The sequence below is a fragment of the Rhizobium sp. RSm-3 genome (assembly GCF_001854685.1).
GTDB classification, from domain to species: Bacteria; Pseudomonadota; Alphaproteobacteria; order Rhizobiales; family Rhizobiaceae; genus Rhizobium; species Rhizobium ecuadorense.
The window spans coordinates 59,228-83,396 of sequence record NZ_MAWZ01000035.1; the positions used below are offsets into that span (position 1 = coordinate 59,228).

Consider the following 24,169-nt stretch of genomic DNA (forward strand, 5'->3'; position numbering starts at 1 on the left):
TGCCGTGCGAGTCGCAATTGAAGCCGATTCAGCACCTCGGAAGATACGTCTCGCCGCCGTTCGTCGGCAGGGAAAGGAGATGGGGCACATCAAGAGCGGGTCTCGGCGGGCTGATGTGATAGCCTTGGATCTCGTCGCATTCCTCGGATTCGAGCAGCGCCAGCTGCGCGGCGGTTTCGACGCCTTCGACGGTGACGCGCATGCCGAGCGCATCGCCGAGCAGGATGATCGCGTGCATGATTGCATGCGCCTCCTTGTTGTCGGCGATGTCGTTGACGAAGGATTTGTCGATCTTGATCTTGTCGAAGGGGAAGCTCGAGAGATAGCTCAGCGAGGAATAGCCGGTGCCGAAATCATCCATCGAGATGCGGATGCCGCGCTCCTTCAGCGCATGCAGGATCGGCAGCACCTCGCTGAGATTTTCCATCAGCACGCTCTCGGTGATTTCGAGCTCAAGCCGCGACGGTGACACCGCAGCGGCGGCAAGAGCCTCGCTGACGTCCTCAGTCAGGTCGCTGTTACTGAATTGGATCGCCGAAACGTTGACGGCGACTTTGATGCCGTCAGGCCATTGCGCTGCATCGTTGCAGGCCTGGCGCAAAACCCAGCGGCCGATCTCGACGATGAGGCCGACCTCTTCGGCGAGCGGAATGAAATCCATCGGCGCAACACGGCCGCGGATCGGGTGGTTCCAGCGGATCAGCGCCTCGAAGCCGCAGATGCGCCGTTGCGACAGGTCATAGAGCGGCTGGTAATGCAGCTCGAATTCCTCCTTCTCGACGGCTGCTCTGAGGTCTGCCTCGAGCGCGTGGCGGAGCTGCATCTGCGCTTCCATCTCGCCGGCGAAGAAACGCTCGCGCTTGCGCCCGTCTGCCTTGGCGTGCGACAGCGCCACGCCGGCATGTTTCAGCAGGATATCGGTTTCAGCGCCATCCCCCGGGGCGACTGCAATCCCCATCGAGACGCTGAGCTCCAGCTGTTTTTCGCGGTGCAGGAAGAGATCGCAAAGCTCGCGGCGGATCTGCTCGGCCAACGCCGTCACATTCCACGGCTGCTGCTTGCCCGTCTGCAGTATGGCGAATTCGTCCGAACCCAGGCGCGCCAGGGTGTTTTCCGAACCGGCCGAAGCCCGGATACGCTCGGCGACCTGCTGCAGGATCTTGTCGCCGGCGGATACGCCCATCATGTTGTTGATCGATTTGAACCGGTCGAGGTTGAGATGAACGAGGGCGATCTGCTCGTCCGGTTTGCGCGCTGCGAGCGCCGCATCGACCTGCTGGCGGAAATGGATGCGGTTCGGAAGACCGGTCAGCGGGTCGTGGTGGGCGAGATAAGTGATGCGCTCGGCCGCCTCTCGATCCTCGGTAATATCGGCATGAATGGCGATGTTGCTGCCGTCGGCAAGGATGGTCACCATGCTCTGGATGATGCGGCCGTCGTCCATCAGCCATTCGCGCCGACGGATACTGCTGCTGTTTGCGGCGGCGGAGGAGTGTCGCCCGCCCCGCCGGCCGGGCCTGGCGCTGGTGCCCTCCGCACCGCGCATCTTGTCGATGAGGTCGTCGATTGTGACGCCGGGAGTGACATCGCCTTGCGTCAGGCCGAAGAGCTGACCGAAGCGAATGTTGGAAAGCGTCAGCCGCTGATCTGCGTCGAAGACGCTGAGACCGAGCGGCAGGTTGTTGAGGATGATTTCGAAGAGCCTCTGCTGTCCGTCGAATGCCTGACTGAGGGCCGACATATTGCCTCTCAGCGTATGGTTCTCGCGCAGCAGCGTTTCCGCGCTTCTCTCGATCTCGTCATAGTCGCTTTCGTGGACCCGATAGGTCGCAATCACAAGCTCCATAAGACGCTGCGCATCGACCGATCCATCGGCCATGACCGCCTGGCTGCATTGCTGCCAGAAGAGCGCTTCAGCTTTCATGTGGGGGCTCTTGCGGGGCGGCTGCGACGGCCACGGTCGCCGTCAGCTGATTGACGTACCTCATTGCATTGAAAACTCTTCGAAAAGTGACCGTTAAATTGATTTTTCATAAACTAAACGTCCAAGTGGTATCGTGAGACGCTCATTCTGGACGGGCGGGATTAATATTCGGTTGCAGTGCAGCGGTGGAGTCGCGTCGTTAGACGTTTGTTTTATATGTGAAAAATCGCTGAAATACGACAAAGCCTCTTCTTCCGGCGCAGGCGGATGGTCAGCCTCAGGCCGTTCCGTTAACTGTTGTCAATCATCGTTAATGAGAAGTTAACAACTTATTGACGCACCGCGCAAATCAGTTTAACCAGCGAGTCAATCAGTGATTTTCCACGTTCGTATTGCGTACAAACACCACCGGCAAAAGGCGGTGAATGGAGGTTTGTATGACCAGCACCACATCCGTTTCCGACACCTCATATGCATATCTGGCGACGCTCTCGCGGCTTGATTCCAATGGCGACGGCGTCCTCAGCCGCGGCGAACGCGCCGCCGATGAGAAGCCCGGCATCATCAAGGAGCTCCTGGACGAGGACAATACCAGCGAGACGCAACCGAAATTTTCCGGCAGCCTGATTGCGCTGATGATGGATTCTCGTGACAGCGGCATGGCAGCCAGTATCGCCGTTCCCTATCCGTTGCAGCAAACCGCGCCGACCTCAGGCGATCAGCCGGACGATCTCTACCGCAACACCTACGGCCAGTTCGACTTCAACACGGCCGCCTGAGCCGCTTCCGAATCTGGTGATTCTGCAAGTCGGCAGTTTGGCCGGCTTTTCCAGTCCTGCGCTCCCTGCGCTATGGGCCACTTCCAAGGGATGGAGCGTCCTGAGCGCCCTCTGTCGGACGCGCGGCGCTCGAAATCAGGAACACCTTCCGGGTTGATACGTTCAGAAGGACAACCGGACGGAAGGAGATCTCCATGAAAGCCATGTGCACCATCGCCGTGCTGAGCCTGCTTGCCGCTGCATTCCCGGCGGGCGCCCAGGACAAACAGACGGCGATCGCCAATTTCGTCGGCAAGGACGGCAAGGAGGACGGACGCGCGCAACTGACGGCTGCCGCCAGCGGCGGTGTCTTGATCGAGGTCGAGATATCGGGACTGCCGGCGAATAAATGGGTGGCCTTCCATATTCACGAGACCGGCCGATGCGACGCCGCGACCCATCACGAGTCGGCCGGCGGTCACTTCAACCCCGAGAAGGCCGAGCACGGCATCCTTGCCGCCAAGGGGCCGCACGCCGGCGATATGCCCAATCAATATGTCGGTCAGGACGGTGTGCTCAGAGCCCAGGTCTTCGACAGCATGGTCACCCTCGACGGCAAGACCGACGGCATTCGCGGCCGCGCATTGATGGTGCACGCCAATTCGGATGATTATCGCAGCCAGCCCTCCGGTGATGCCGGGGAAAGACTGTCCTGCGGCGTCATTCAATAGTCTGCTGCATAAGTTCAGGGATCAATGTCTCATTGCCGGCTCATTGTCGGCTCAGGGCCGCCTTTTCGGCCGCCGCCCTGCCGTTGGACGCCTTTGCCGGCACGGCGTTCGATGCCGGCACCACGGTCGGATTGTTCTCGTCGAAGGCAAGTTTGACGCGTTTTGCCATGTCGCGGCTGACCGTCCACCAGTCACCGGTCTTTGTCCAATAGCGCAGCGTCACGAAGATCGGGCCGTCGCCGGGGCTGTCGATGAAGACGCTTGGTTCCGGTGACCTCAGCACCCGGGGATCGGCTTTGGCAAGGCCCATCAGTGTCTGCATCGCCTGGTCGATGTCATCCTCCACCTTGACCTTCAGCTCGTTCCGCCGCGTCGCCTCGCGGCTGAAATTGGTAATCGGCGTGTTCCAGAGCGTCGAATTCGGCGCTAGCCGGTAGAGCCCGTCGGCGGTCCTGAGTTCGGTCGCAAACAATCCGATTTCGCGCACTGTACCGGCCACGCTGCTGGTCTCGATGTATTCCCCGACCCGGAAGGGCCTGAGGATCAGCAGCATGATGCCGGCGGCGATATTCTGCAGCGTTCCTTGCAGCGCCAGCCCGATCGCGAGGCCGGCTGCGCCGAGGGCCGCGATGATCGAGGCGGTCTGGACGCCGAACTGGCCGAGCACGGTGATGAACACCAGAATGAGCAGCGCGTAGCGCAGCACATTGGTGAAGAAACGCGCCAGCGTCTCGTCGATGCCATGGACGCGAGACAGGCCTTCATAGGCCCAGCGGCTGGCAAAACCGGCGAGCGCCCAGCCGAGCACGAGCAGGATCACGGCCCCGAGGACGGAGAAGGAATATTGCACCGCCAGCGCGCTCGCCTGGCTGAGCGCCGTTTGCGTGGCGAGAAGGACGTCGGCTGCCTGTTGTTGCATGATCTGGCCCTGTCGATTGTAGGTGGTCGGGGGCTAGATGGAGCAGATGGCAGCAGCGTCAACCGCAGGCGGCGTCGGCGATCGCAAGCACGAAGGGTGCGTTGCCGTCGGCATCGGCACCGCGTCCGATCGCCCGCACCGCCGCGACCAGCCGGCCGCCGCGGTTAAGCAGCGCGTCGCCGATCTCGATCAGCCGGGCATTCGGCGTCGCGAAAGGCGAGGCCGCCCGCAGCCGGCCGGCAAGCTGTTCGTCGCTCTGATCCGGTGCGAGCGAAAGTGCGGCGATCAGGGCTGCCGCCGGCGATCGCGACACGCCCATCCAGCAATGGATGAGCAGCGGCGTCTCCTGCCGCCACGATGCGGCAAAGTCGATAATCCGCTGCACATGCGTTTCGTCGGGCGCCACCAGACCGCCGGTGCCCTTGAAGGTGATGTCGTTCATCGCAAGCGTCAGATGACGGTCGGCCGCGATCACGCCCGGCCGGTGAAAGGCCTGCTCCTTGGCGATCAGGCTGATCATGTCGCGCGCCTTGTGGCGCACGGCCATTTCCGCGATGCGCGACAGCGGCGAGACGACGATGAAGCTCACGACACCATCTCCCGCGCGGCCTCGATCGCCGCGAAGCGCTCGCAGAACAGCCGCTGCGCTTCGACCGCCGGCAGCGGCTCGATCATCAGCATCTCCCTGCTGATGCCGCGCGGCTGGCCGAAGAATTTCTGCGCCTCGGCGGGTGTGAAGCCGGCCAGCACCGTCGCCTCGAAATAGGCGGCGATCGTATCGGCCTTCTTGATTCGGTCCTTGAGGTCGCGCGAGGGATGCGGCGGCAGGCCGAAGCGCAGGTGCACGGCGGCTTCCAGCCGTTTTTCCACCGTCTTGTAGCCGCCGCCGACCACCGATTTGAACGGCGAGATCATATCGCCGATGACATATTCGGGCGCATCATGCAGCAGCGCCATCAGACACTCCTGCGGGGACGCATGGTTGAAGCGGCGGAAAATGTCTTCGACCACGAGGCTGTGCTGCGCCACCGAAAAAGCATGATCGCCGGATGTCTGGCCGTTCCAGCGGGCGACACGCGCCAGCCCATGGGCGATGTCGATCAGTTCGACATCGAGCGGCGAGGGGTCGAGCAGGTCGAGCCTGCGCCCGGACAGCATGCGTTGCCAAGCCCGCGGAGCCTTCGTCGTCACGCGCTGGCCTCGTCGGTGCTCGTGGGAAAGACGAGGCCGGACCATTCCGGCAGGACGAGGGAAACGGGTGTTTCGCCGGCGAGCAGCGGCGTGCCTGCGGCCATTGCCGCGCCGGCGCGATCGATACGCACGATCGCCAGTCCATGATCGCCGTCGACCGAACCGAGCGTCCCTACAGGCTTGCCGGCGGCGGTGATCTCCGTCCCGGTCGCCGGCAGAGCCGTCGCGGCGGACACCGTGACGACGCGCCGGCGCGCCGTGCCGCGGTGCTGCATGCGCGAAACGACCTCCTGGCCGACATAGCAGCCTTTCCTGAAGGAGAGGCCGCCATTGAAATCCATCAGCACGTCGTGCGGAAAGGCGTCCTGCAGGGCGAAATCCGATCCTGACGTGACGATGCCGTGGCCGATACGCAGCGCGTCGTAGAGCGCCTCAGCGCCATCGCCGTGCCGTCCCGCCCTGCGGGTCAATGTAATGCCGGCCTTGGCGAAACGGCTGTCCCGGACGCCTTGGCCGTCCAAAACATCCTCGGCGGCTTCGCCCCAGCAAACGGTGACACCCTCTTCGGCGCGGGCCGCGAGCGTGACGGCGGCGCGCAGCTTGTACATCGTCAGCCGCTTCAACAGGCCATCGCGCTGGCCGGCATCGGTTTCGATCGTATAGCCGTCGCCGTCCTGCCAGATCATGAAGTCGAACAGGATCTTGCCCTGCGGTGTCAGCAAGGCCCCGGGCCGCGCCTCGTCTGGCGCAAGCGAGATGATATCGGTGGTGATCAGGTTCTGCAGGAAGGATTGGGCTTCCGCGCCGCTGATCGAGAGCAGCGAGCGGTCTTTCAGGAATACGGCTGGCATGGCGGAACCTGTCGCGTTGGTCATCGCTCAGAGGTATGTCTTCACAAGGTGGATCGCAAGCGCCCCATGCGAAAGGCGAGAGGTGAAAGCGAGGTGGGTTTCAATCGCCCGCCGTGAAGAATTTCCATTTGCCCTGAGGCGTAATGCCGAGGCGGTAGAAATTATATCCGCCGAATTCCTGCATGTCGGAAAGATCGCCGGCCGTGACGATGCGCAGCAGTTCGACGCGCTCCGGCGGCGTCAGCGATTTCAGGTCTTTTTCGGCGAAATAGGGCCAGACATACATCTCGTCTGCCGTACCCTGGCCGACATGCACGAAGCCGGTCGAGACGATGTCGAGCATGATGGCGAGGATCTCGTCTCCATCGGGATCTCCCGAAAGATCCTTCAGCGTACCAATCGGATCTTCCGTGGGCTCGCCGACAGTCACCTGCGTCTGCTCGGTGCCGGTCCCCATCAACGGCCGCAGCCGTTCGAGATCGCCGGAGGCGGCCGCCTCGACGATCTGCTCGCGCATCTTGCGTACCGGCTCGGGCACCTTGCTGATGTCGTAGATCACCTCGGCGGGCTTGGAAGCATCCTGGGCGCCCGGCGTCTTGTCGACACCCTGATTGTTCTGGCTGTTGACCAGCGGATCGGCCATCGGAACGCTGGGAGCGGTGCCGCCCTGCGGCTGGCTCTGTCCCTGAGCGCTTCCGGGCGCGGCCGGCGCGTCGTTGGCCGCCTGGCCGGGGATCTTGTGCAGTTCGGAAAGCGCGTAGGCTGCCGGCGCGAGGAAGATATTGCCGGCAGCGAGGCTGAACGCAAACAGCACCGGCGCGAGCGGAATCCGCGAAACTTTCTCTTTACCGGCGCGCATCAAACTCTCTGATAATAATTATTGCAGGGTGCGGTTCGCGGAGAATTCGCCGGCAAGCATGCGTTCGCGCAGCGAATCCAGCAGGGCTTCGGCGCTGCTTTCCCCATGCAATCTGATCGTCTCGCGCAGGGCATGCGCAATAGCGGCATCAGCGATGATCTCGGTCTCGATTCCGTCGGCCATGCCGTCGGCCCAAGCCTCGTTCTGGTACTCCAGAGCCGCCTGCATCTTTTCGTGGACGATCATGTCGTCGATCTCGTTGAGGCTTGCTTCCATTGTCTTTTCCTCAGAACTTCTCATGTCTTACTGCACCGTTAACAACACTAACAGCCTTTTCCCAAAACGACACGTCCACATGCGAAAACAGGTTAATTAAACGTTAATTTCCAAAACGCGAGGTAATTTCTGTGGCGAGTGTTGCACCTTCGTTACGGTAGCGCTCTTCTGCCACGATGGCCGCTGCGGTGCAATCCGTATAGACGGAGGCGAATGCGCGGTAGCCGCGATTGAAGGCTGCGGTCAGCTTTTCCTTGCGCTGCGGCTCGTTGCCGGTCTCCGAATCGAGCAGTTGCTGCATGCCGTTTCGCCACCCGTCACCATCCGCCGCCTTGCAGAGTGTTCTCAAATAATGCACCGAACCCAACACCTCGGCGAGCCGCGCCAGCTTGTCGTCATAGGGCACGGTCACGGCAGGCGGCGGCGCAATCTCCTCGTCGCGTGGAGGCGGCGTGCTCTTGCCTTGCGCCATGGTGGGGCCGGCGAGCACGAGCAGGGAAAGGAAAACGCGTCGAACGGGAATCATGCTCCCAGTTGATACCTTGAGCATGACGGCAACAAGGCGCGCTTGAGAATTTCCACGTCTATTCGCCGCCCGAAAGCCGCTCCGCGCATTCGAGAACGCTCTGCGGCACCGGCAATCGCCGGATTTCCTCCAGCGTATACCAGCCGACGGCGGCCGCATCGTCGGCGGCTTCCGCCACCACATCGCCATCTGCCTCGACACGAAAGACCGACAGGAAGAAATGGCTGCTGAGGCTGCCATCAGCCGCATGGGTCTTCAGGTCATAGGTCGAAAACAGCTGTGGATTGCGCACCGAAATGCCGGTTTCCTCGCGGAATTCGCGCAGCGCCGTTTGCTCCGGCGTTTCATCAGGTTCGGCTCGCCCGCCGGGAAAGGCATGCATGTCGGCGGAAGGCGGATTGCGCCGCAATACCAGAAGGAATCGTCCATCCCGTTCGAGAATGGCGGAGGAGGCGGCTTTGACGGTGGGGATCATGAGATGGCTCTTGCTGTGATGGCCCATCTTACCCGATGACTATCGCTGAAGAAATGCGATGGCTCGAAAGGAGCTTTGGTGACCTACATCATTTATGCCTTTGCCGCCGTCTTCGAGATTGCCGGCTGCTTCGCCTTCTGGGCGTGGCTGAAGCTTGAAAAGCCCGTCTGGTGGCTGGCGCCTGGCATGGTCTCGCTGGCGCTTTTCGCCTGGCTTCTGACGCTGGTGCCGAGCGAGGCCGCCGGCCGCACCTTCGCAGCCTATGGCGGCATCTACATTCTGGCTTCACTGCTCTGGCTGTGGCTGGTGGAAAGCCGCGTGCCCGATCGCTACGATATCGGCGGGGCGCTGATCTGCCTTGCGGGAACGAGCATGATCCTCTTCGGGCCGAGAGGCTGACGCGCCTTGACCGGACTCAAGCCGGGTGCAAAGACAAGCCGATGTGTGGACGTTTCGCCCTGACAAGCTCCAGCGCCGACCTGCGCGAATTTTTCTCCGGTCTCGATCTCGACGATTTTCCGGCGCGCTACAACATCGCGCCGACGCAGCCGATCCTCGTCGTCATATCGGGCGAGGGGAGGGAGCAGGGAAGCAACCTGGCCGATCGGCGCGCCGTGCTGGTGCGGTGGGGTCTCACGCCGGCCTGGGTCAAGGATCCGAGGGACTTCCCGCTGCTGATCAACGCCCGCTCAGAGACCTCGATCGGCAAGGCCTCCTTCCGGGCAGCCATGCGTCATCGCCGCGTGCTCATCCCGGCCTCCGGCTTCTATGAATGGCATCGCCCGTCCAAAGAAAGCGGCGAGCCGCCGCAAGCCTATTGGATCAGGCCGCGTCAGGGCGGGATCGTCGCCTTTGCCGGGCTGATGGAGACGTGGTCCTCGGCGGATGGTTCCGAGGTCGATACCGGTGCGATTCTGACGACATCGGCCAATTCGGGCATATCGGCGATTCACGATCGCATGCCCGTCATTATCAAGCCTGAAGATTTTTCGCGCTGGCTGGATTGCAAGACGCAGGAACCGCGCGAAGTGGTGGACCTGATGCGGCCGGTTCAGGAGGATTTTTTCGAGGCCATCCCGGTCTCCGACAAGGTCAACAAGGTCGCCAATATGGGTCCCGACCTGCAGCACCCGGTGGTCGTCGAAAAGCCGCTGAAGGCTCCGGAAAAGCAGAGGCCTGGCGACGGCCAGCTCAGTTTCTTCTGAACACTATCCGTCGCTCTTCCTTGGTCGTGCCGACGTTTTAGGCGGATTTCTTGACGCTGGCCGGCTTGTGCTTGGCCATCAGCGATGCCGCTGCAACAGCCTTGAGGCCGACGGGGCGATAGTTGGCGGCGAGGTCGGGCTTGGCCGTCTGTTGTTCGCCGCTGTTGCTCTTCTTCGAAGTCACGATACTCTCCTACGTGGTTCTTCCCAGGGTATTTTGTAGTTTGATGTTTGGTCACAAATAGCGACAAAATGGCGTCGCGGCCTATCAGGATTTGTAAACGCGCACCATAATTCGCGAGGCTTAACTGAAGCCTACGTTGGTTAATACTTACTGAAGAGAGCAGTTCCAGTAAAAGTGCACGACCGCTTTTCCGGGGAAAAGCGCGCAGCGGCTCTGAAGGCGGGAAGTGACGAGAGAAGCATGCCGATCACGCGAAGAGATCGGGAAATGCGCCCGCGTCAGATGTGCCGGCCGATATCGTCGTCGCCGACGCCGGGTTCCTCGATCGTCAGCGTCCCGTATTTCCGCCGCCATTTCCGCGCGCCGAAGGGAAGCGATACGAGGTAGGCGGCAACGGTAAAGACCATCACTTCCCAGGTGTAGCTCATCAGCAGAGCCACATAGAGCACGACGCCGAGCATCATCGGCAGCACGAGATCGCGCCGCAGCCGGTTGCCTTCCGATTTGCCCGACCAGACCGGCAGCCGGCTGATCAGCAGGAAGGCGATGACGACGGTGTAGATCGACGAGACATAGGCGAAGGTGCGGTCCGTCGCCAGGCCGAGGAAGCCGAGATAGACCGGCAGCAGCACCAGCATGGCGCCGGCCGGCGCCGGCACGCCGACGAAATATTCCGATTGCCAGCTCGCCTTGTTCTCGCGTTCGGCCATGACGTTGAAGCGGGCAAGCCGAAGGCCGGCGGCGATCGCATAAATCAGCGCGGCGATCCAGCCGAGCGAGCGCGCCTGGTCGAGCGCGAACACATAGACGACGAGGGCGGGGGCGACGCCGAAATTGACGATATCGGCAAGCGAATCCATTTGCGCGCCGAACTTCGAAGTTGCCTTCATCAGCCGGGCCACGCGCCCGTCGATGCCATCGAGGAAGGCGGCGACCAGTACCATGGAGACGGCGAGCTCGTAACGGTTCTCGAAAGCCAGCCGGATGCCGGTCAGCCCGGCGCAGATCGCCAGAATGGTGATGAGGTTCGGAAAGACGAGACGGAGCGGGATCTCACGCAGACGCGGGCCGCGGGCAGAATCATCCGGACCATTGGGCTCGAAAGGCGGAAAGGGCGTTTCCATATCGCGTTCCAATCTGGACCTGGAGTTTAGCTGCGGCGGCTGATGACGGGACCCTTGGCGGAGGCGAATTCGGCGATGACAGTTTCCCCGGCAATCGCTACCTGGCCGAGCGAGACGCGTGGCGCAGCACCAGCCGGCAGGAACACGTCGAGCCGGGAGCCGAAACGGATCAGCCCGAAGCGCTCGCCGGCATCCACCGGTTCGTTGGGGTTTGCCCAGCAGAGGATGCGCCGTGCCACGAGGCCGGCGATCTGGACGACACCGATCTGGCCGTGCCGGGTTTCGATCACCAGCCCGTTGCGTTCATTGTCCTCGCTCGCCTTGTCGAGCTCGGCGTTGACGAAGCTGCCCGAGCGGTAATTGATGCTGACGATGCGGCCGCGCATCGGTGCCCGGTTCACATGGCAATTGAAGACGTTCATGAACACCGAGATGCGCAGCATCGGCTCGGAGCCGAGATTGAGTTCGGCCGGCGGGGTCACCATCTGGATCGCCGAGACCTTGCCGTCAGCCGGAGAGATCACCAGATCGTCGTCCTGCGGGGTCACACGTTCGGGATCACGGAAGAAATAGGCGCACCACAGCGTGAAGATCATGCCGATCCAGAAGAGCGGCTTGAAGATCCAGCCCAGGATCAGCGACGCGACGAAGAAGGCGGCAACGAAGGGATAGCCCTCCTTATGCACGGGGACGATCGTGTTGCGAACCGTGTTGAACAGGCTCATGCTGCCGGTCTCCTTGCGTTGTCGTTTTTTGCTGGTTAGCGAAAAACCGTCTCCGGGGCAATGCTGTGGCCCCGGCCCTGGTTCCGACGCCGGGGTTCTGAACAACAAAAGCTTGGCCGGTGTCGCTCCCGGCTCAGCTTGCCGGCGCAAGCCGCGTGATCACGCCCAGGTCGTCGCTTTCGCGCACATGCTTCAGATGTTCCTCCGCCTGTGTCGCTTCGCGCTGGCGGTTCCACATCGAGGCGTAGAGACCGTTCTGTTCGAGCAGGGCGGCATGCGTCCCGCGTTCGGCAATCTCACCGCTTTTCAGCACGATGATTTCGTCGGCGCCGATGACAGTCGACAGCCGGTGGGCGATAACCAGCGTCGTCCGGTTCTTTGACACCACGTCGAGCGCCGTCTGGATTTCCCTTTCCGTCGTCGTGTCGAGCGCCGATGTCGCCTCGTCGAGGATCAGGATCGGCGGTGCCTTGAGGATGGTGCGGGCGATCGCCACCCGCTGCTTCTCGCCGCCCGAAAGCTTGAGCCCGCGCTCGCCGACCTTGGTTTCGAACCCCTCGGGCAGCATTTCGATGAAATGGGCGATCTGCGCCACCTCGGCTGCCGCAAAGACCTCGCCGTCGTTCGCCGATGTCCGGCCGTAGCGGATGTTATAGGCGACCGTGTCGTTGAAGAGCACGGTATCCTGCGGCACCATGCCGATCACTGAGCGCAGACTCTTCTGCGTCACCGTGCGGATATCCTGGCCATCGACGGTGATGGCGCCGCTCTGGATATCGTAGAAACGATAGAGCAGGCGCGACAGCGTCGATTTTCCGGCCCCCGAAGGGCCGACGACGGCAACCGTCTTGCCGGCTGGGACCTCGAAGGAAATGCCCTTCAGGATCGGACGGGCCGGGTCGTAGGCAAAATGCACATTCTTGAAGGCGATCGCGCCCTGGCCGATTAGAAGCTCGGCTGCATCGGGCGCGTCCTTGACTTCTGCCTTGACCTCCAGGAGATCGAACATCTGCTCGATATCGGTCAAGCCTTGACGGATTTCTCGGTAGACGAAGCCGATGAAGTTGAGCGGCGCGGAAAGCTGCAACAGCATCGAATTGACGAACACGAAATCGCCGACCGTCTGCTCGCCGCGCTGCACCGCCAGCGCCGACAACACCAGCATGATCGTCGTGCCGATGCCGAAGATGACGCCTTGGCCGAAGTTCAGCCAGCCGAGCGAGGTCCAGACATCGGTCGCCGCCTTCTCGTAGCGCTCCATCGATTTGTCGAAGCGCTTTGCTTCCATCTCTTCGTTGCCGAAATATTTGACGGTCTCGAAATTGAGGAGGGAATCGATCGCCTTGGTGTTGGCGTCGGTATCGCTGTCGTTCATCGACCGGCGGATGGCGATGCGCCAGTCGGATGCGCGGATAGTGAACCAGATATAGGCCCAGACGGTGAAGGCGGTAACGGCGAGATAGGAGAAGCCGTAACCCCACCAGAAGATCACCGCCGTCAGCAGGAATTCGATGACGGTCGGGACAGAATTGAGGATCGTGAAACGCACGATCGTCTCGATGCCCTTGGTGCCGCGCTCGATGATGCGCGAGAGGCCGCCGGTCTTGCGCTCGAGATGGAAGCGCAGCGACAGCTCATGCATATGCACGAAGGTCCTGTAGGCCAGCTGGCGCACTGCATGCTGCCCGACGCTGGCAAACAGCGCGTCGCGCAACTGGTTGAGGCCGAGCTGGATCAGGCGGGTGATGTTGTAGGCGATGACAAGGGCGATGGCGCCGGCAAGCAGCGGCGGCACCGAGCCGGCCAGATCCATCCTGCCGTTCAGCGCATCGGTCGACCACTTGAAGAAATAGGGGACGAGCAGCAGCACGAATTTGGAAATCAGCAGGAACACCGAGGCCCAGACGACGCGCATCTTGAGGTCGGGCCGTCCGGCCGGCCACATATAGGGCCAGAGGTTGAGAAGCGTGCGCAGCAGGTTGGATTCCGAGACTGTCTTGCCGTTTGCCATGCTTGTCTCCAGCCCGGATGGGCTTGCGGCGATTGCCGCGCTTCGATGCGGGCAAGAGCGCGAAACCGGGATGTGCCCAAAGCGCTCTCCCCGCCACCGCCAGATAGGATACCGGGCGGACGAATACAACAAATACCGGGTTCAGGAAAAGACAGGCCGGGCGGTTAGCCCGCCCGGCCTCGTCATGTTGTTTGGCGCTTAGAGGTGCCGGTTGGACAGGCGTTTGCGGTGCAGTTCCTCGGCATTCGGCAGCGCATCCTTCGGCAGGCCGAAGATTTGGCCGGGGCGGATGCGATCCGGATCGATGATCTTGTCCTCGTTGGCGATGTAGATCGTCGTGTACCGAACGCCGAGACCATAGGTGCGGCGCGAAATCTGCCACAGCGTGTCGCCGCGGCGGATGATGACAGCCGCGTTGTTTGCCGTCAGAGGCGCCTGTTCGATCGTTTTCGGCTGGTTGCCTGCCGCGTCGTTTGCATCAGGCGCGGCCGGCGCGGGGGATGCGGAAAGTTCGGCGATGATCGCCCCCAGTCCGTCGAGGCCTGCGCCGACGGACTTTGCGTCCTTCGGCAAGGCCTGCAGCACCTTTAACGCGCTGGTCGCGGTTTGCGAGGCAGCGCCGGAGGCTTGCTTGAAGGTTTCAGGCGCATCGGCCCCCGGACGGAAATCTGCGACCGAGCGCAGAGCGAATTCGGTTGCCGAGCGCGCCGCCGCAAGCTGTTCGGCGCCGGGCAGCTTGCCGTCGGCAAACAGCCCCTTCAGCAGGCCGAAGGCCTTGCCGGCCTCGGCCTTGCGCTTGCCGAGCTCAGCTTCGTCGAGCGGCACCATCGAGGAGCCGCCGTTTGCGTCGGCGGGGACGGATTGCGCGGCGACCCGCACCTGGTCGCCCGCCGGGCGATTGAAATTCACCGCCGCACGCACGATCACCTTGCCGGCGGGATCGACGACATCGACGCGGATCTTATGATCGCCGACCGAGAGCGCCACCACACCGTCGATGACGAAATGGCCGTCGGAGCCGGCGGTGTCCTGGCCGACAAGGCTGTCGTCGGCATAGCCGAGGACCTTGGCGTGGGCGCGCGCCGTGCCGGCAATGAAAATCTTGTTGCCCTCGATCTCGACGGCATTGACCATCACATCGGGCGCATTCGACTTGTCGGGTTCGGCGGCGCCTGGAATGGCCGGCGCAGTCGCAGCGCCGGAGGCGGGGTCGGTGACATTAGGCGTCTGCAGCGCCAACTCGCCGGTAGCGGCAGACCCGGTCGAACCTTGGCCCGTTGCCGGGTTGTCGGCGGCCGGAACCGTCGGGTTGGAGGCATCGGCGACTTCGGTGCCGGCCTTCGGCGCGGTGATGATGCGGCTTGCCGCGCCGGGTTTGGAGACCATGGCGAGCAGGTTGGCGCCGTTGCCGTCTTTCGGCACGGAGATGGTCGCGACTTCTTCGGAAAGCGTGGTCGTGCCGTCCTTGCCGGTAAACTTGAGCACGAGCTGGTGGTCGCCGGCGGCCAGCGGATCGTCGAGAACGGCGGCGAAATCGCCGCTGGCATCGACATTGGCTGTCGTCACGACCTTTTCGCCGTCAAGCACTTCGAGCTTGCCGTTCGGTTGGGCGGAGCCGGCAATCACCGTCGAGCCGTCGGGCTCGACGCGCAAAACGTCGAAGGCGGGAAGCTTCGGGCCGGCATTCGCCGCCGTGCTCGCCCCAGGCTCAGGCGCACCGGTCAGCGCAGCCTCGGCCTTGGCGATCGCGGCAAGCGCATCGGTGATGTTCTCCGGCAGCGACTGGACAATGGCGAGCGCCTTCGCGCCGCCGTCCTTGGCTTTCGTGGCAAGTGTCTGGGTCGCCGGATCGAGGCCCTCGGGAATGGCGAAACCGGCAAGCGCGGTCAGTGCATCGACGGCCTTGGTCTTGGCGGCGGTGAAAACATCGTCGGCGGGGCCCTTGCCGTCGGCAAACAGCGCCTTAAGTTCGGTGAGCGACACGCCTGCCTCCGCCGAAAGGCGGCCCACCTTGTCGGCGACGGAAGCCGCGTCCGCTGCAGCGGGGCGCGATGTCTTTGCCGACTCGTTAACCGTGTCCTTGAGCTCCGTGCTCGCCTGGTTGATAGCGTCGCCGACCTTGGCTGCATCGCCGCCGATGCGCGGCATGACGACAAACACCATCAGTAGGATTGCAATTGCGAGCACTGCAAGGGCCAGCAAGCCGGCACGGTTCTTCATCATTATGTCTCCCCAGGCGGCAATTTGCCGTAGTAACCGAAATTGCTAGCGATTCCCGTTGCTTTTCACAAGCATTCAAAGCAATTCGGCAAGCTCGCGACGCTGCTTTTCAGTCAATTTTCTTGACTGCATTGAAATGGAATAGTTGTTTGCCCCCATGACCGACCAATCTGTATCGATTCGATCCATCTGCGTTTACTGCGGCTCAAGGCCGGGACGCGATCCCTCCCACATGGCGGCCGGGCGTGCTCTCGGACGAGAGATCGCCGAATACGGCCTGCGCCTCGTCTATGGCGGGGGTACCAAAGGCATCATGGGCGCGGTTGCAAGCGGCACGCTTTCAGGCGGCGGTCAGGTCACGGGCATCATCCCCGAATTCCTGATCGATATGGAAGCGACTCGCCACTCGCTCGGTCAGCTCAACGAGCTTATTGTAACCCCTGACATGCATGCGCGCAAACATACGATGTTCGAGCGTTCCGATGCTTTCGTCGCGCTGCCCGGCGGCATCGGCACGCTGGAGGAGATCGTCGAGATCATGACCTGGGCGCAGCTCGGCCGCCACGAAAAGCCGATGGTCTTTGCCAACGTCAACGGTTTCTGGGATCCGATGATGGAACTGATGCGCCACATGACCGAAGAGGGCTTCCTGCACACCGCCCACCGGGTGCAGCCGCTCGTCGTCGACGAGATCTCCGGCATCATTCCGGCAATCATGGCCCAGGCCGCCCAACTCGCCGCCGATCGCGACGGCGAGGACGAGGTGATCTCGAAGATGTAGGTGGGCAAGAGCCCGGACTGCCCAGCCCTGTGGCGGCATATTCAGCTGTAGGCCGAAACAAGCCGAGCCACCTGAGATCGCATCCATTGATTGGCGGGATCATTCTCGCTTGCCGCCGACCAAACCATCGATATCGGACTCACCGTTAAATCGAGGGGAACCTCGGCGGTCGCCAAGCCGAAAAGGCCGGCATACCGCTTCACGATCCTTGTCGGCAGGGTCGCGATCAGGGGCGCTTCGAGGACAGCAGTAAGCACGGTCAGGAATTCCGGCGCTGCCACCGACACGTCCAGTCGCACCTTGATCCGCTTCAACGCATCATCGATGCAGCCTTCGATCGCGTCCTTTTGGGAAACGAGTGCATGCTTCAGCCCCACATAGCTATCGCGGTCCAAAGTTTCAGGAAGATCGAGAAGTTTAGGATTGTAACAACACATCAGCGATTGCTCGAACAGTAGGCTCCGCCGATGTCTGTTGCTGCCGTCATCGTAGCAACCGACGCCGAGGTCGATTACATTGTCGTCCATAAGCTTGTGGACCAGTTCGGGGTTGACCGCTCGCGCAAGCACTTTGATACCGGGGGCCGTTTCGTTCAAAATAGCGGCGAGGCGCGGCACGAGCAGCACCTCAAGCTCGCTGGAAAAGCCGATGCGGAATATCTGCTCGGCCTGATTGGGCTCGAAGACTACCGGCGTTACGATCGCCTGCTGCGTGCGGCTGAGTATCTGCTCTACGGCTTCGGCGAAACGCAACGCCCGATGGGTCGGCTGCATGACCTGGCCGACACGCACAAAAAGCTCGTCCTGAAGCAATGTCCGAAGAGTGCCGAGATTATGGCTCATGGCGGGCTGCTGGATTTTCAGGCGAACAGCAGCTTTCGTCACGCTCCGCTCCTTCATGAGCGCATCGAACGCGACCAGCAGATTGAGGTCGAAACACCACAAATTGAAATGATCGATGGAGACAATTTCGTTCATCGATTTGATCGTTGCATGAATTTTTCCTACTGTCCATAGCCATCAGACAGCGCTGTCCCGGTTCCAGTTCAACTCGAAAGGAAGTTCCATGAGCAATCTTGGAAAGGAATATCGTATTGCCGGCGTGACAGTGAGAAAGGTGCAGGAGCAGTATCTGCACAACGTTCCGCCCTCTTTCCTCTACCCGGCTGCCGGACCTGAGGAGATCAAGGCGGTCGAGCCGCGGCTTTCCACCATCGATATGGACGAGGGCCGCGATGCCCTTATAGTGAGCATCCATAGCTGGCTTGTTACCACGCCCGACCACGTCATCCTCATCGATACCGGTTCGGGTAACGACAAGGAAAGACCGCGCAATTCCGGCTTCCATCATCAGACCATTCCGTTTCTGGATAGGCTGCGTCACGCGGGTGTCGAGCCCGAAGACGTCGACTTCGTCATAAATACCCATCTCCACGTCGATCACTCCGGCTGGAATACCGTCCTTCAGGACGGAAGATGGATCCCGACTTTCAAAAACGCCCGCTACGTCTTCCCGCGCGCCGAGCAGGAATATTACGCGTCGACGGCGAGTCACAACGACGTCAACATTCCCAGTTTCGGCGTCTATGAAGACAGCGTAAGGCCCGTGATCGAGGCGGGGCTTGCCGATTTCATCGACGACGCAGGCGCTCCTTTCCTCGATCGATTCACCTTCTTACCGACGCCTGGGCACAGCATCGGCCATATGTCCGTTGTGCTGGAGGCGGACAATGAAGCGGCAATCTTCGCCGGCGATGTCATGCACCATCCAATCCAGGTGGAACGGCCCGACCTCAACACGGTCTTCTGCGAATTCCACGATCGAGCTGCGCGGTCCAGACGGCGCATCCTCGAACTCGCCGCCGATAATCGCGCCATGTACTTCTCCACGCATTTCCCCGGTTCTTCTGCTGGTTATGTCACCCGCGACGGCGAAAAATTCAGGTGGTCCTATGTCTAACAACGAGTTCGCGTCTTCAGTTTTTGACGCCAGCCAGGTCGTATTCGACGAGCATTACGTCGATAGCGGAACCGAGGGCATCAAGCTTTATCTGCGCAATAAGCGAAGGAAGGACCACAAAGTCTTTCTTGCGGAGAAAACTATCGTAATGGTGCATGGAGCGACCTTCTCGTCCGGAAGTCTTTACGACGTTCCCTTCAATGGAATGTCCTTCATCGACTTTCTGGCTCATCGAGGGTTCGACGTCTTTGCGGTCGATGTCCGGGGGTATGGAAAATCGACCCGCCCACCGGAAATGCAGGCGGAGGCCGATGCAAACCCGCCGCTTGTCTCCACCGACACCGGCGTCGCCGACTTCGCAACGGCTGTCGACTTCGTGCTTCGACTTCGGGGCCTGAAGGCTGTCAACGTCTTCGCAATGTCGTGGGGCGGTACCGTGGCCGGCGCATATGCTGCTCGCAACGCCGACAAGGTCGTCAAGCTCGCGCTGCTCGCGCCGCAATGGCTGAGTGACGTTCCCATCCCCATCGACCAGGGCGGTGCCCTCGGCTCCTACAGGCTTGTTCCCGTCAATGCGGCCCTGGCGCGTTGGCTGGGCACCGCACCAGAATACGCGCGTGAACGTCTGGTGCCCGAGGGCTGGTTCGATCTTTGGTCCGAATTGACGCTCTCGGAGGAGACGTCGCAAGGCGACAGGGAGCAAGGTAAACTCCGCGCCACCAACGGGCCGATCCAAGACATCCGCACCTACTGGCGAGCTGGAATCCCATATTATCAACCGGGCGAGATTCGCGCGCCGGTGCTGCTGTTGCACGGCGAATGGGACATCGACGTTCCGCTCGATCTGGCGCGGGGCTATTTCGAGCAACTGACCGGCGCCTCCTACAGGCGATGGGTGGAAATCGGGGAGGCGACACATCTCGCCCTTATGGAGAGCCACCGCATGCAGGCCTATTCCGAGATCGTCCGCTTCTTCGATGAAGCTTTCAAACCGGAATAGCGTCTGAACGAAGGAACTCCGGCATCGGATCCGGAGCCTGCTTCCTCCATCAAGCCGGCCGCGCATTCGCCGGCCATCGAGCCATTCGTGCCTATGACAATTCTGATCACTGCCATACTGGATGCCGGACGAAGTGCCGTCGACATCGCGGTATTCACCTTTCTGCCTCTCATGATCGTGACATTTTCGCTGATGCGCTACCTCGAAAACGTGAGCGCACTGCGATTAATCGCCGGCAAGGTAAACCCGCTGTTCAGACCTTTCGGTCTGGACGGTTTTGGGGTTTTGGCAATCATCCAGCTCAGCCTCGTAAGTTCGGCTGCCCCGATCGCCGCCCTGACGCTGATGGCGCATAAAAGAACATCCGAGAAATTTATGGCCGCCGCCTTTGCCGCGGTGCTTGCGGCGGCGCCGGCGAATGCCAGTTTTCCGCTGGCAAGCCTCGGTGTCGATCCCGGCTTGATCATAATAAACGGCATTTGCGGAGCGCTCGTTGCGTCCACTCTGGCCGGTTGGATCGTTGGTCGCCGTTCCTCTCCTGGAAAGAACTGTTCCTGCGACAGGGCGGATGACCACCTCGTCGTCAGGCGCAATCTCCTGGCCGCGATCAATCGCGGTGGCGCAGATGCCATTGGCGTGGTTGCTTCGATCCTGCCGGTGCTCGTGATCTCACTTGCTCTGGTAAGGCTAACCAAAAGCACAGGCGCACTTTCGGCCTTCACGTCCGTTGCGCAGCCACTGCTTCAGCTGCTCGGCGCCTCGCAGCAGGATGTCCTGTTCTTCCTCACAAAATGCCTGGCAGGAGCGAGCGCAACGGTCACGCTGTTAATTGACGCCCACAACGAACTGAGTCTTCCACCAGAGAAAATCATTCACGGATCCGCATTTCTGCTAAACCCTCTCGACCTTCCCGGCCTCTCCATTCTTATTGCTTCGGTGCCGACGCTTCGCTCGGTAGCAGGCGTCGCAGTATTCAGCGCATTGGCTGGAATCCTTTTCCGCACGGCTCTGCTATCCTGGCTTTGAGCCAAGTTGGTCGGGTTTGGGACGCTACATCCTTCCGCGGCTTCCCTTCAGCATCGACCAGCTATAGAGGAACAGCCCCGCCCAGATCAGCGGGAAGGCGATCATGCGCGCCGTGCCGAGCGGCTCGTGAAAGATAAAGACCGCGATCAGGAAGATCATCGTCGGCGCGATATACTGCATGATGCCGATCGTCGAGAGCTTCAGCAGCTTGGCGCCATTGGCATAGATCATCAGCGGCACGGCGGTGATGACGCCGCAGCCGAGCAGCAGCGTCGTGTCGGCAAGGCCGGTGCGGTAGAGATGGCCCTGGCCGCTGCCGAATTCGAGATAGAGGATATAGAGAAGGGCAGGCCCGCTGAGGATCAGCACTTCGAGGAAGAAGCCCTGGTTCGGCCCGAGCGGCAGCGTCTTGCGGAGCAAGGCATAAAAACCCCAACTGATTGCCAGCGTCAGCGCCACCCACGGAATGCCGCCGCTATCGAATGCAAGAATGGCGACGGCAAGCGCTGCCAGAGCGATCGCCGCGATCTGCAGCGGCTGCAGCTTCTCCTTGAGGAGCACCGCGCCGAGGAAGATGCTGAACAGCGGATTGATGAAATAGCCGAGTGCTGCGTCGAGCGAATGGCCGGCGCCGATCGCCCAGACATAGGTGCCCCAGTTGACGGTGATCAGCGAGGCGGTCAGCGCCGCCATTGCCAGCATGCGCGGCGAGCGCAACGCCGTCGCTATATCATTGGTGCGCCCGAGCACGATCAGCACGATGCCGGCCAGCGGCAGCGACCAGACGATGCGGTGGGCGATCACCTCGGCTGGCGAGATATGCGCCACCGCCTTCATGTAGATCGGCAGGAAGCCCCAGAGCAGATAGGCCGTCAGCGCGAAGGCGAAACCGCGCGGACTGTCTTCGTTCTTGGCCAAGGGAACGGTTGCATCGGTCGACATCGGGCTGTTTCCATCTTTGTTCTTCTTCTGATCCGGCCTAGCTTAAGCGCCGTGAATAGGCCAATTCATTTCATTGAATAAAGGCTAAGAGGATTTGAAGCGGATAGGGGAAGAATGAACGGATGATAGCGGCAAAGGCTGGTATCGGCCTCCAAAAATCCGAATCCTGTTCCAGACTGCCGCGGGCAGGCGACAGGCGGGACCAATCGAGGGAACAAACTCGCAAACCGCTGATGATCTGCGCATTCAGTTGACAGGCCCGGCAGGTTCTTTCATCTGGAACGCCAAGCGCCAGATCAGGAGCCTCTCACATGACCCTTACCGTACGCCCGGCAACGCCTTCAGACGCGGCAACGATCCTGCGATTTGTCCGCGAATTGGCCGATTATGAAAAGGCGATCCACGAGGTCGAGGCGACCGAGGAGAGCACGCGTGCGGCAATCTTCGGCGACGGTTCAGTCACGCATGCGCTGATCTGCGAACGCGAGGGTCAAGCCATCGGCATGGCGGTTTATTTCTTCAGCTATTCGACCTGGCAAGCGAAGAACGGCCTTTATCTGGAAGATCTCTACGTAACACCGGACGCGCGCGGTTCGGGCGCCGGCAAGGCGCTTTTGCGGCGCCTGGCGCAGATCGCGCTGGAGAAGGGTTGCGGCCGCTTCGAATGGAGCGTGCTCGACTGGAACGAACCCTCGATCCGTGTCTACGAGGCGATTGGCGCGGAGCCGCAGAAGGAATGGATCCGCTATCGGATGACGGGCGAGACGCTGGCGGCGTTTGCCCGCGGTTAGCCGAACCGGCGGAACAGATTATTCCGCCGCGATCTTGCCGGCGAGCTGCCGGTTCTTCATCAGCTTGTAGATGACGGAATCCATCAGCGCCTGGAACGAGGCGTCGATGATGTTCTCCGAAACGCCGACCGTCCACCAGCGCACGCCGTCGCTGTCGGTGGATTCGATCAGCACCCGGGTGATCGCCGCCGTGCCGCCATTGAGGATACGCACCTTGAAATCGGCGAGCACCAGATCGTCGATCTCGTGCTGGTATTTGCCGAAATCCTTGCGCAGCGCCAGATCGAGCGCGTTGACCGGGCCTTCGGCATCGGCAACCGACATCAGAGTCTGGCCGTCGATGGTGATCTTGACCACCGCCTCCGAGACGATCTTCACGCGGCCAAGACTGTCGAAGCGCCGCTCGATCATCACCCGGAAGCCTTCGATGGTGAAAAACTCAGGGATCGTGCCGAGCGTGCGGTGCGCGAGCAGCTCGAAGCTCGCATCCGCGCCCTCATAGGCATAACCGATGGATTCACGTTCCTTGACGATCGAGATCAGCAGATCGAGCTTCGGATCGTCCTTGGCTACCGTAATGCCGCGCCGCTTCAGCGCATTGATGAAATTCGCCTTGCCGCCCTGGTCCGAGACCATGACCTTGCGGAAATTGCCGACGCTCTCAGGCGGCACATGTTCATAGGTCCGCGGATCCTTGAGCAGCGCCGATGCATGGATGCCGGCCTTGGTGGCGAAGGCGGAAGCGCCGACATAGGGCATCTGGTGATCGGGCGAGCGGTTGAGCAGCTCGTCGAAGGCATGCGAGAGCCGGGTGAGGTTGAGCAGCCGCTCTTCGTCGATCGCCGTTTCGAAGCGTGTGTTATAGGCGCTCTTCAGCGCCAATGTCGGGATCAGCGTTACCAGATTGGCATTGCCGCAGCGCTCGCCGATGCCGTTCAGCGTGCCCTGGATCTGCCGGACGCCGGCTTCGACGGCAGCCAGTGAGTTGGCGACGGCCTGGCCGGTGTCGTTATGGGCATGGATGCCGAGACAGCGGCCGGGAACGCCTGAGGCGATTACCGCCTCGACGATGGCGCGGACCTCCGGCGGCTGCGTGCCGCCATTGGTGTCGCAGAGCACCACCCAGCGCGCGCCGCTCTCATAGGCGGTCTTGGCACAGGCAAGCGCATAGGCCGGATTGGCCTTGAAGCCGTCGAAGAAATGCTCGCAGTCGACGATCGCCTCCTTGCCGGCGCCGACCGCCGCCTTGACGCTTTCGGCGATGCTTTCGAGGTTTTCTTCGTTGGTGCAGCCGAGTGCTACCGCGACATGATAGTCCCAGCTCTTGGCGACGAAACAGATGGCGTCGGATTTCGCCTGCAGCAGCCCGGCAATGCCGGGATCGTTGGAGACAGAAACGCCCGCCCGCTTCGTCATGCCGAAGGCGACGAAGCTGGCCTGGCTGGTGCGCTTCTCGCTGAAAAAGGCCGTGTCGGTCGGATTGGCGCCGGGATAGCCGCCCTCGACGTAATCGATGCCGAATTCGTCCAGCAGCGCGGCGATCGCAATCTTATCCTCGACCGAGAAATCGATGCCGGGCGTCTGCTGCCCGTCCCGGAGCGTCGTGTCGAAGAGGTAGATGCGTTCTTTCATGTCGTTTCCTCCCGGCAGGCGGGTGTTGTTGGAATGCGGATGCTGCCCCTCATCCGGCT

The 24,169-nt window shown here is 61.5% G+C and carries 26 protein-coding genes; 9 read left to right on the top strand and 17 right to left on the bottom strand.

Annotated elements, in window-relative coordinates:
- Positions 1 to 28: 28 nt before the first annotated feature.
- The gene (locus tag BBJ66_RS23170; protein ID WP_071090114.1) at positions 29 to 1,924 is read right to left on the bottom strand and encodes a putative bifunctional diguanylate cyclase/phosphodiesterase; all 1,896 of its coding nucleotides are present in this window, start codon (positions 1,922 to 1,924) and stop codon (positions 29 to 31) included.
- A gap of 437 nt (positions 1,925 to 2,361) precedes the next feature.
- Between BBJ66_RS23170 and BBJ66_RS23175 the strand changes: the two genes are divergently transcribed.
- Both BBJ66_RS23175 and BBJ66_RS23180 read left to right on the top strand, forming a co-directional pair.
- Positions 2,362 to 2,703, top strand: coding sequence for a hypothetical protein (locus BBJ66_RS23175; RefSeq protein ID WP_049733888.1), 342 nt, complete (start codon positions 2,362 to 2,364; stop codon positions 2,701 to 2,703).
- Positions 2,704 to 2,897: 194 nt separating this feature from the next.
- Positions 2,898 to 3,413 (top strand): superoxide dismutase family protein, encoded by a 516-nt coding sequence (locus BBJ66_RS23180; protein WP_049733889.1) that lies wholly within the window; start codon positions 2,898 to 2,900, stop codon positions 3,411 to 3,413.
- A gap of 40 nt (positions 3,414 to 3,453) precedes the next feature.
- Here the strand turns inward: BBJ66_RS23180 and BBJ66_RS23185 are convergent, their stop codons facing one another.
- The 8 genes from BBJ66_RS23185 to BBJ66_RS23220 form a co-directional block, all read right to left on the bottom strand.
- Positions 3,454 to 4,332 carry a mechanosensitive ion channel family protein gene (locus BBJ66_RS23185; protein ID WP_071090117.1) on the bottom strand — a complete coding sequence of 293 codons (879 nt, stop codon included), beginning with the start codon at positions 4,330 to 4,332 and terminating at the stop codon, positions 3,454 to 3,456.
- Between the two features lie 58 nt (positions 4,333 to 4,390).
- Positions 4,391 to 4,921 carry a tyrosine phosphatase family protein gene (locus tag BBJ66_RS23190; protein ID WP_071090120.1) on the bottom strand — a complete coding sequence of 177 codons (531 nt, stop codon included), beginning with the start codon at positions 4,919 to 4,921 and terminating at the stop codon, positions 4,391 to 4,393.
- The gene (locus BBJ66_RS23195; RefSeq protein ID WP_071090123.1) at positions 4,918 to 5,490 is read right to left on the bottom strand and encodes a YfbR-like 5'-deoxynucleotidase; all 573 of its coding nucleotides are present in this window, start codon (positions 5,488 to 5,490) and stop codon (positions 4,918 to 4,920) included. Before BBJ66_RS23195 ends, BBJ66_RS23190 begins: the two co-directional genes overlap by 4 nt.
- A gap of 29 nt (positions 5,491 to 5,519) precedes the next feature.
- Positions 5,520 to 6,374 (bottom strand): CAF17-like 4Fe-4S cluster assembly/insertion protein YgfZ, encoded by an 855-nt coding sequence (ygfZ, locus tag BBJ66_RS23200; RefSeq protein WP_071090560.1) that lies wholly within the window; start codon positions 6,372 to 6,374, stop codon positions 5,520 to 5,522.
- 100 nt (positions 6,375 to 6,474) lie between these two features.
- Positions 6,475 to 7,233, bottom strand: coding sequence for a hypothetical protein (locus BBJ66_RS23205; RefSeq protein WP_049733892.1), 759 nt, complete (start codon positions 7,231 to 7,233; stop codon positions 6,475 to 6,477).
- Positions 7,234 to 7,251: 18 nt separating this feature from the next.
- The gene (locus BBJ66_RS23210; protein WP_003574226.1) at positions 7,252 to 7,509 is read right to left on the bottom strand and encodes a hypothetical protein; all 258 of its coding nucleotides are present in this window, start codon (positions 7,507 to 7,509) and stop codon (positions 7,252 to 7,254) included.
- 103 nt (positions 7,510 to 7,612) lie between these two features.
- Entirely contained in the window at positions 7,613 to 8,059 is a 447-nt protein-coding gene (locus tag BBJ66_RS23215) for a TIGR02301 family protein (protein ID WP_071090126.1), read from the bottom strand.
- Positions 8,060 to 8,093: 34 nt separating this feature from the next.
- Entirely contained in the window at positions 8,094 to 8,510 is a 417-nt protein-coding gene (locus BBJ66_RS23220) for an NUDIX hydrolase (RefSeq protein WP_071090563.1), read from the bottom strand.
- Positions 8,511 to 8,588: 78 nt separating this feature from the next.
- On the opposite strand from BBJ66_RS23220, the gene BBJ66_RS23225 reads away from it, so the two are divergent.
- Both BBJ66_RS23225 and BBJ66_RS23230 read left to right on the top strand, forming a co-directional pair.
- Positions 8,589 to 8,909 (top strand): YnfA family protein, encoded by a 321-nt coding sequence (locus BBJ66_RS23225; RefSeq protein ID WP_049734129.1) that lies wholly within the window; start codon positions 8,589 to 8,591, stop codon positions 8,907 to 8,909.
- 41 nt (positions 8,910 to 8,950) lie between these two features.
- Complete coding sequence (locus tag BBJ66_RS23230; protein WP_071090128.1) at positions 8,951 to 9,715, top strand: SOS response-associated peptidase; 765 nt, start codon at positions 8,951 to 8,953, stop codon at positions 9,713 to 9,715.
- 37 nt (positions 9,716 to 9,752) lie between these two features.
- Here the strand turns inward: BBJ66_RS23230 and BBJ66_RS35045 are convergent, their stop codons facing one another.
- From BBJ66_RS35045 to BBJ66_RS23255, 5 genes are all read right to left on the bottom strand, one after another.
- A complete protein-coding gene (locus BBJ66_RS35045; protein ID WP_167347791.1) occupies positions 9,753 to 9,899 on the bottom strand; it encodes a hypothetical protein in 147 nt (48 codons plus the stop codon).
- 278 nt (positions 9,900 to 10,177) lie between these two features.
- Positions 10,178 to 11,023 carry a CDP-diacylglycerol--serine O-phosphatidyltransferase gene (gene pssA, locus BBJ66_RS23235; protein WP_049733894.1) on the bottom strand — a complete coding sequence of 282 codons (846 nt, stop codon included), beginning with the start codon at positions 11,021 to 11,023 and terminating at the stop codon, positions 10,178 to 10,180.
- A 26-nt stretch (positions 11,024 to 11,049) separates the two neighbouring features.
- Entirely contained in the window at positions 11,050 to 11,898 is an 849-nt protein-coding gene (locus BBJ66_RS23240; protein WP_338012723.1) for a phosphatidylserine decarboxylase, read from the bottom strand.
- On the bottom strand, positions 11,882 to 13,759 hold the full coding sequence (locus tag BBJ66_RS23245; protein ID WP_071090131.1) for an ABCB family ABC transporter ATP-binding protein/permease: 1,878 nt from the start codon (positions 13,757 to 13,759) through the stop codon (positions 11,882 to 11,884). The genes BBJ66_RS23240 and BBJ66_RS23245 overlap by 17 nt, the downstream gene beginning before the upstream one ends.
- Positions 13,760 to 13,957: 198 nt before the next feature.
- Positions 13,958 to 15,982: a LysM peptidoglycan-binding domain-containing protein gene (locus BBJ66_RS23255; RefSeq protein ID WP_071090137.1), complete on the bottom strand. Its 2,025-nt coding sequence runs from the start codon at positions 15,980 to 15,982 to the stop codon at positions 13,958 to 13,960.
- A gap of 154 nt (positions 15,983 to 16,136) precedes the next feature.
- On the opposite strand from BBJ66_RS23255, the gene BBJ66_RS23260 reads away from it, so the two are divergent.
- Positions 16,137 to 16,760 carry a TIGR00730 family Rossman fold protein gene (locus BBJ66_RS23260; RefSeq protein WP_083335609.1) on the top strand — a complete coding sequence of 208 codons (624 nt, stop codon included), beginning with the start codon at positions 16,137 to 16,139 and terminating at the stop codon, positions 16,758 to 16,760.
- Between the two features lie 41 nt (positions 16,761 to 16,801).
- Here BBJ66_RS23260 and BBJ66_RS23265 read toward each other — a convergent pair whose 3' ends face one another.
- Positions 16,802 to 17,737, bottom strand: a complete 936-nt coding sequence (locus tag BBJ66_RS23265; RefSeq protein ID WP_071090143.1) for a LysR family transcriptional regulator — start codon at positions 17,735 to 17,737, stop codon at positions 16,802 to 16,804.
- A gap of 88 nt (positions 17,738 to 17,825) precedes the next feature.
- Between BBJ66_RS23265 and BBJ66_RS23270 the strand changes: the two genes are divergently transcribed.
- The 3 genes from BBJ66_RS23270 (at position 17,826) to BBJ66_RS23280 (ending at position 20,745) form a co-directional block, all read left to right on the top strand.
- The gene (locus BBJ66_RS23270) at positions 17,826 to 18,719 is read left to right on the top strand and encodes an MBL fold metallo-hydrolase (protein WP_049733900.1); all 894 of its coding nucleotides are present in this window, start codon (positions 17,826 to 17,828) and stop codon (positions 18,717 to 18,719) included.
- Positions 18,712 to 19,719: an alpha/beta hydrolase gene (locus BBJ66_RS23275; RefSeq protein ID WP_049733901.1), complete on the top strand. Its 1,008-nt coding sequence runs from the start codon at positions 18,712 to 18,714 to the stop codon at positions 19,717 to 19,719. Before BBJ66_RS23270 ends, BBJ66_RS23275 begins: the two co-directional genes overlap by 8 nt.
- Positions 19,720 to 19,812: 93 nt before the next feature.
- Positions 19,813 to 20,745, top strand: a complete 933-nt coding sequence (locus BBJ66_RS23280) for a hypothetical protein (protein WP_071090146.1) — start codon at positions 19,813 to 19,815, stop codon at positions 20,743 to 20,745.
- A 24-nt stretch (positions 20,746 to 20,769) separates the two neighbouring features.
- Here BBJ66_RS23280 and rarD read toward each other — a convergent pair whose 3' ends face one another.
- Complete coding sequence (rarD, locus tag BBJ66_RS23285; RefSeq protein ID WP_071090149.1) at positions 20,770 to 21,687, bottom strand: EamA family transporter RarD; 918 nt, start codon at positions 21,685 to 21,687, stop codon at positions 20,770 to 20,772.
- A 311-nt stretch (positions 21,688 to 21,998) separates the two neighbouring features.
- Here rarD and BBJ66_RS23290 point away from each other — a divergent pair, with 311 nt between their 5' ends.
- A complete protein-coding gene (locus BBJ66_RS23290; protein WP_049733904.1) occupies positions 21,999 to 22,478 on the top strand; it encodes a GNAT family N-acetyltransferase in 480 nt (159 codons plus the stop codon).
- Between the two features lie 18 nt (positions 22,479 to 22,496).
- Here BBJ66_RS23290 and cimA read toward each other — a convergent pair whose 3' ends face one another.
- Positions 22,497 to 24,110: a citramalate synthase gene (gene cimA, locus BBJ66_RS23295; protein WP_071090152.1), complete on the bottom strand. Its 1,614-nt coding sequence runs from the start codon at positions 24,108 to 24,110 to the stop codon at positions 22,497 to 22,499.
- Positions 24,111 to 24,169: the final 59 nt, after the last annotated feature.